The organism is Streptomyces sp. (assembly GCF_031181555.1).
Lineage (GTDB): Bacteria > Actinomycetota > Actinomycetes > Streptomycetales > Streptomycetaceae > Streptomyces > Streptomyces fimbriatus.
The window spans coordinates 1-4,789 of record NZ_JAPSKQ010000095.1 but is presented as its reverse complement, the minus strand read 5'-3'; the positions used below and the strand labels follow the sequence as shown (position 1 = coordinate 4,789).

At 71.9% G+C, this 4,789-nt stretch carries 4 protein-coding genes and 3 tRNA genes; 4 read left to right on the top strand and 3 right to left on the bottom strand.

The annotated features are described in order from the left end of the window. The 3 genes from RIM90_RS19440 to RIM90_RS19430 all read right to left on the bottom strand — a co-directional run. A partial coding sequence (locus RIM90_RS19440; RefSeq protein ID WP_309061996.1) for a DEAD/DEAH box helicase occupies positions 1-1,410 on the bottom strand: 1,410 nt, incomplete at its 3' end. A gap of 304 nt (positions 1,411-1,714) precedes the next feature. Then, positions 1,715-2,257: a hypothetical protein gene (locus RIM90_RS19435; protein ID WP_309061995.1), complete on the bottom strand. Its 543-nt coding sequence runs from the start codon at positions 2,255-2,257 to the stop codon at positions 1,715-1,717. 73 nt (positions 2,258-2,330) lie between these two features. Continuing rightward, a complete protein-coding gene (locus RIM90_RS19430; protein ID WP_182674714.1) occupies positions 2,331-2,681 on the bottom strand; it encodes a metallopeptidase family protein in 351 nt (116 codons plus the stop codon). 84 nt (positions 2,682-2,765) lie between these two features. Between RIM90_RS19430 and RIM90_RS19425 the strand changes: the two genes are divergently transcribed. From RIM90_RS19425 to RIM90_RS19410, 4 genes are all read left to right on the top strand, one after another. Then, complete coding sequence (locus tag RIM90_RS19425; protein WP_309061994.1) at positions 2,766-4,343, top strand: metallophosphoesterase; 1,578 nt, start codon at positions 2,766-2,768, stop codon at positions 4,341-4,343. An 80-nt stretch (positions 4,344-4,423) separates the two neighbouring features. Beyond that, positions 4,424-4,496, top strand: a tRNA-Glu gene (locus RIM90_RS19420). Between the two features lie 37 nt (positions 4,497-4,533). After that, positions 4,534-4,608: transfer RNA gene (locus RIM90_RS19415), tRNA-Asp, on the top strand. Between the two features lie 24 nt (positions 4,609-4,632). Continuing rightward, positions 4,633-4,706: transfer RNA gene (locus RIM90_RS19410), tRNA-Phe, on the top strand. The last annotated feature ends 83 nt before the right edge of the window (positions 4,707-4,789 follow it).

Here is a 4,789-nt window from a genome sequence, read left to right as displayed (position 1 = left end):
CTCGGGGTCCTCACCCCGCTCGCGCGCCACCCGGGCCAGCAGCCGGTCCGCCTCGTCACGCAGCTCGGCCGCACGGCGCTGCGCCCGCTCCAGCTCCTTGGTGAGCTGGGCGACCTCGCGCTCGGCCTGCTGCGCCGCGTTGCCCGCGGACTCGGCCTGCACCTCGGTCATCGACCGGGCGCCGGTGATCTCGGCGACCTCCGGGTCGAAGGCCGCGCCGCCCTGGATGATGTGGCGCGTCGCGTCGACGCCCGCGTCCTCCATCAGCCGGAAGATCTGGCGCCGCTGGTGCGGCAGGGACAGGGACACGACCGTGCCCGTGCGCCCGGCGCGCGCCGTGCGGCCCGCCCGGTGCAGGTAGTCCTTGTGGTCGCCGGCCGGGTCGACGTTCAGGACGAGGTCGATGCCGTCGACGTGGATGCCGCGGGCCGCGACGTCCGTGGCCACCAGGACGTTCACGTACCCGTCCTTGAAGTCCGCCAGCGTCCGGGTCCGGGCGCCCTGGGTCATGCCGCCGTGCAGCGCGTCGGCCTTCACCCCGGCGTCCCGCAGCTGCTCGGCGACACGGTCGGCGCCCAGCTGCGTGCGGACGAAGATGATGGTGCGGCCCTTGCGGGAGGCGATGGCCGCGGTGACCGGCGCCTTGTCCTTCGGCTTCACGACGAGGATGTGGTGCGACATGGTCGTCACCGCGCCCTGCGCCGCGTCGACCTCGTGCGAGACGGGGTCGTTGAGGTAGCGGTCGACGAGGGTCTTGATCTCGTTCTCCATGGTCGCGGAGAACAGCATCCGCTGGCCGCCCGCCGGGACCTGGTCGAGCAGCTCGGTGACCTCGGGCAGGAAGCCCAGGTCGGACATCTGGTCGGCCTCGTCGAGGACCGCGATCTGCACGTTCTCCAGGGAGCACGCGCCGCGGTTGATGATGTCGCGCAGCCGGCCCGGCGTGGCGACCAGGATGTCGACGCCGCGCTCGAGGGCGTAGATCTGGTTGCCCATGGACGTGCCGCCGCAGACGACCTTCATCCTCAGGCCCAGGACGTCGCCGTACGGCTGGAGCGCGTCGGCGACCTGCATGGCGAGCTCACGCGTCGGCGTCAGGATGACGGCACGCGGCTTGTGCTTCTCGGTCCGGCCGCCGGCCAGCGTGGCCAGCGTCGGCAGACCGAAGGAGAGGGTCTTGCCGGAGCCGGTGCGGCCACGGCCGAGGATGTCCTTGCCGGCCAGGGCGTCCGGGATGGTCGCGGCCTGGATCGGGAAGGGGGTGGTCACGCCGTTCTGCGCGAGCTTGCGCACGACGCCCTCGGGAAGACCCAGGTCGGAGAAGGTGATCTCGGGGGTGGTGGAGACGGTGATGTCGGTGTCCTCGGTGTTCTCGGGCACGACGACGTGATCAGTACTGGCGATGGGCATACGAATGCGAAACCTTCCGGAGTCTCTTCGGCACGCGCCCGTCAACTCCGTGATTCGCGATTCGCAATATGACCGCCTCGATGCGGTCCACCACGGCAAGGGAGAGAGTACGCGCCACACGGCGCGCTCTGCAGTGGCGCCGGGCAAATAGGATCAAACGATCTGCCACCATACGCACCCCGACCCCCCAAAAGCAAACCGGGGGCTCGCCACAGGATCGATCCGCAGGTCAGCGCGGTGATCCCCGGACGAGCCGGCCGCAATGGCGGGCGGACACGCAGGACGGCGGAGGAGGAAGAGGGCTCTAGACCGGCGCCCCCGCTTCCGGCGCCGGCTCCCGCTGCGCCAACTGCGGCTGAGGCGGCTCGTGCGCCGACGAGGACGGCTCCGCCTCCGTCGGCTCGGGCGGCGCCGACGGCTCGGGCGGCGCCGGCGTGGGCTCCGGGTCGGGCGACCGGCTGGGCACCGGCGGCACGGGCCGGTCGTCCGGCGTCGGCCCGGCGGGCTCGCCCGGCCCGTCGGCGGCCGGCGCGGACCGGCTCGCCCCCGCCGACGGCGACGCCCCGGCGGACGCCGGTCTCCCCGCCCTGCCCTTCTTCCCCCTGTCCCCGCGTCCTCCGCCCGTGCCGCTCCCGCGCTCGCCACCGGCCGCCGCGGCGCCATGGCCCGCCCCGCCGCCCGACACCACCGGCCCCCCGTCCGGCGCCTCACCACCCGGCCGCCCCGCCGAGCGCGACGGCTCGGCGTCCCCGCCCGCGTCACCCCCGCCCACGCTCATGCAACCGGCGGCAGCGACAACGGCCACCACGGTGGCGGCCAGTCGGGCAGGTACGTACAAGGGGCGCACGGGGCCACCTCCGGTCGGAGCGCTGGGACGACATGCCCAACTCCCGTCACCCGCAAGAAGACACGCGAATGGCCTATCCGTAGCCGAGAGCGTGCAGCCGGGCGTCGTCGATCCCGAAGTGATGCGCGATCTCGTGCACCACCGTGATCTCCGTCTCCGCGATCACGTCCTCCCGCGACTCGCACATCCGCAGCGTCGGCCCCCGGTAGATCGTGATCCGGTCCGGCAGCACCCCCGCGTACCACTCGCCCCGCTCCGTCAGCGGGGTCCCCTCGTACAACCCGAGCAGCTCCGGGTCGTCCGCCGGCGGCTCGTCCTCCACGAACACCGCCACGTTGTCCATCAGCCGCGTCAACTCCGGCGGGATCCGGTCCAGCGCCTCGGCGACCAGCTCCTCGAACATCTCACGCGTCATCTCCAGCACAGAGCCATTCTCCGGTACGGGCCGTCCGTACGAGAGGCGTCGGACCCCCGCATATCCGGCCCCGTGCTTGGGCAGACGGGACCAATGGCCCGCGTCCCCTCCGCAGTCATGAACATCCGGCACCACGTCCGAAGGGTCCCGCGCGTCCTCACCCGCCGCCACCGCACCGGCCGACCCGTCCCCGCGACGACCACCCTCGCCCCACGGCCCCGGCCTCTGGTCCGTGCCCTCGGGCTCGTCACCGTGGTCGTCCTCGGCGCCTGGCTCGGCCTCCTCGTCGTCGGCAACGTCCGGGTCCCCGTCGGCCCCATGGACACCACCATGACGCTGCGCCCCTCCCTCACCGGTGGCACCAAAATCAACATCTCTCCCCTGGGCGCCCTCCAACTGGACAGCCACACCGCCCCGGTCCGCCTGGACGTCAACATCGACCAGCTCGACCCCGACCGCTCCCAGGCCCTCGTCAACCACCCCGAACGGCTCTCCGGCCTCCAGGACGAGGTCGCCCACGACATCGCCCACGGCACCGCCGACCTCGCCGTACGCTCCGGCGTCGCCGTCGTCACCGGCGCCACCGCGCTCGGCCTCGCCGTCTACCGCCGCCCTCGCCGCGCCCTCACCGCCGGCGGCCTCGCCCTCACCCTCCTGGCCGCGTCCGGCGGCACCGCCTACGCCACCTGGAACCCGGACTCCGTCCTCGAGCCCAAGTTCTCCGGCCTGCTCTCCTCCGCCCCCTCACTCGTCGGCAACGCCCGCAGCATCGTCACCGAGTTCGACGTCTACCAGAAGGAACTGGCACGCCTGGTCACCAACGTGACCAAGCTCTACGACGCCACCTCCACCCTCCCCGCCTACCAGCCCGACCCGACCACCATCCGGGTCCTGCACGTCTCCGACATCCACCTCAACCCGGCCAGCTGGAAGATCATCGCCTCGCTGGTGGAGCAGTACCAGGTGGACGTGATCGTCGACTCCGGCGACACCATGGACCACGGCACCGCCGCCGAGAACGGCTTCCTGGACCCCATCGAGGACCTCGGCGCCCCCTACGTCTGGGTCCGCGGCAACCACGACTCCCTGGTCACCCAGCGCTACCTCGAACGCATGAAGAACGTCCACGTCCTGGACGACGGCCGGGCCGTCACCCTCGCCGGCCTGCGCTTCGCCGGCACCGGCGACCCGCAGTTCACCCCCGACCGCTCCAGGACGCCCGGAGCCGAACAGTCCCAGGAACTCGCGGGCGCCCGCCTCGCCTCCGCCCTGCGCGACCAGCGCGCCGCCGGCACCCCCGTGGACGTGGCCGTCGCCCACGAACCGTCCGCGGCCCGCGAGGTCGACGGCACCGTGCCCCTGGTCCTGGCCGGCCACCTCCACCACGAAGAGACCGAGGTCATGAAGTACGGCACCCGCCTCCGCGTCGAAGGCTCCACCGGCGGCAGCGGTCTGCGCGCCGTCGAGGGCAAGTACCCCGACCCGATCGAGGCCTCGATCCTCTACTTCGACCGCGACACCCGCCGCCTCCAGGCCTGGGACTCCATCGAACTCGGCGGCCTGGGCCTGACGACAGCAGAGGTCAGCCGCCACCTCCCGGAGGAGAACCAGCCCGGCGCGACCACCTCGCCGACCCCCTCCTCCGCCACCCCCTCGGCGACCTCTCCGTAAACCGTTTTGGCGAACCCTCCCGCCATCCCATATGCTTCTCACGTCCCCGACGCGCTGAGAAGCGCCCAGGCGGGCCGATAGCCCTCATCGTCTAGCGGCCTAGGACGCCGCCCTTTCAAGGCGGTAGCACGGGTTCGAATCCCGTTGGGGGCACGCACCACCCTGTGCGACACTGTCGTACGACACGCTTGGTCCTGTGGAGCAGTTTGGAGTGCTCGCCACCCTGTCAAGGTGGAGGCCGCGGGTTCAAATCCCGTCAGGACCGCTGATGTTTCACGTGAAACATCGCGGCTGGGTAGCTCAGTTGGTACGAGCGTCCGCCTGAAAAGCGGAAGGTCGCCGGTTCGACCCCGGCCCCAGCCACAACGAAGGCCCCGATCTCCGGATCGGGGCCTTGTTGGTGTGTGGTGCCGGACGCTGTGCCGGATGCCGGGTGACGGGTGACG

Bases quoted from the DNA above. Each gene is read 5' to 3' on its own strand.
- RIM90_RS19425 (WP_309061994.1), top strand. From the start codon at position 2,766: ATGGCCCGCGTCCCCTCCGCAGTCATGAACATCCGGCACCACGTCCGA.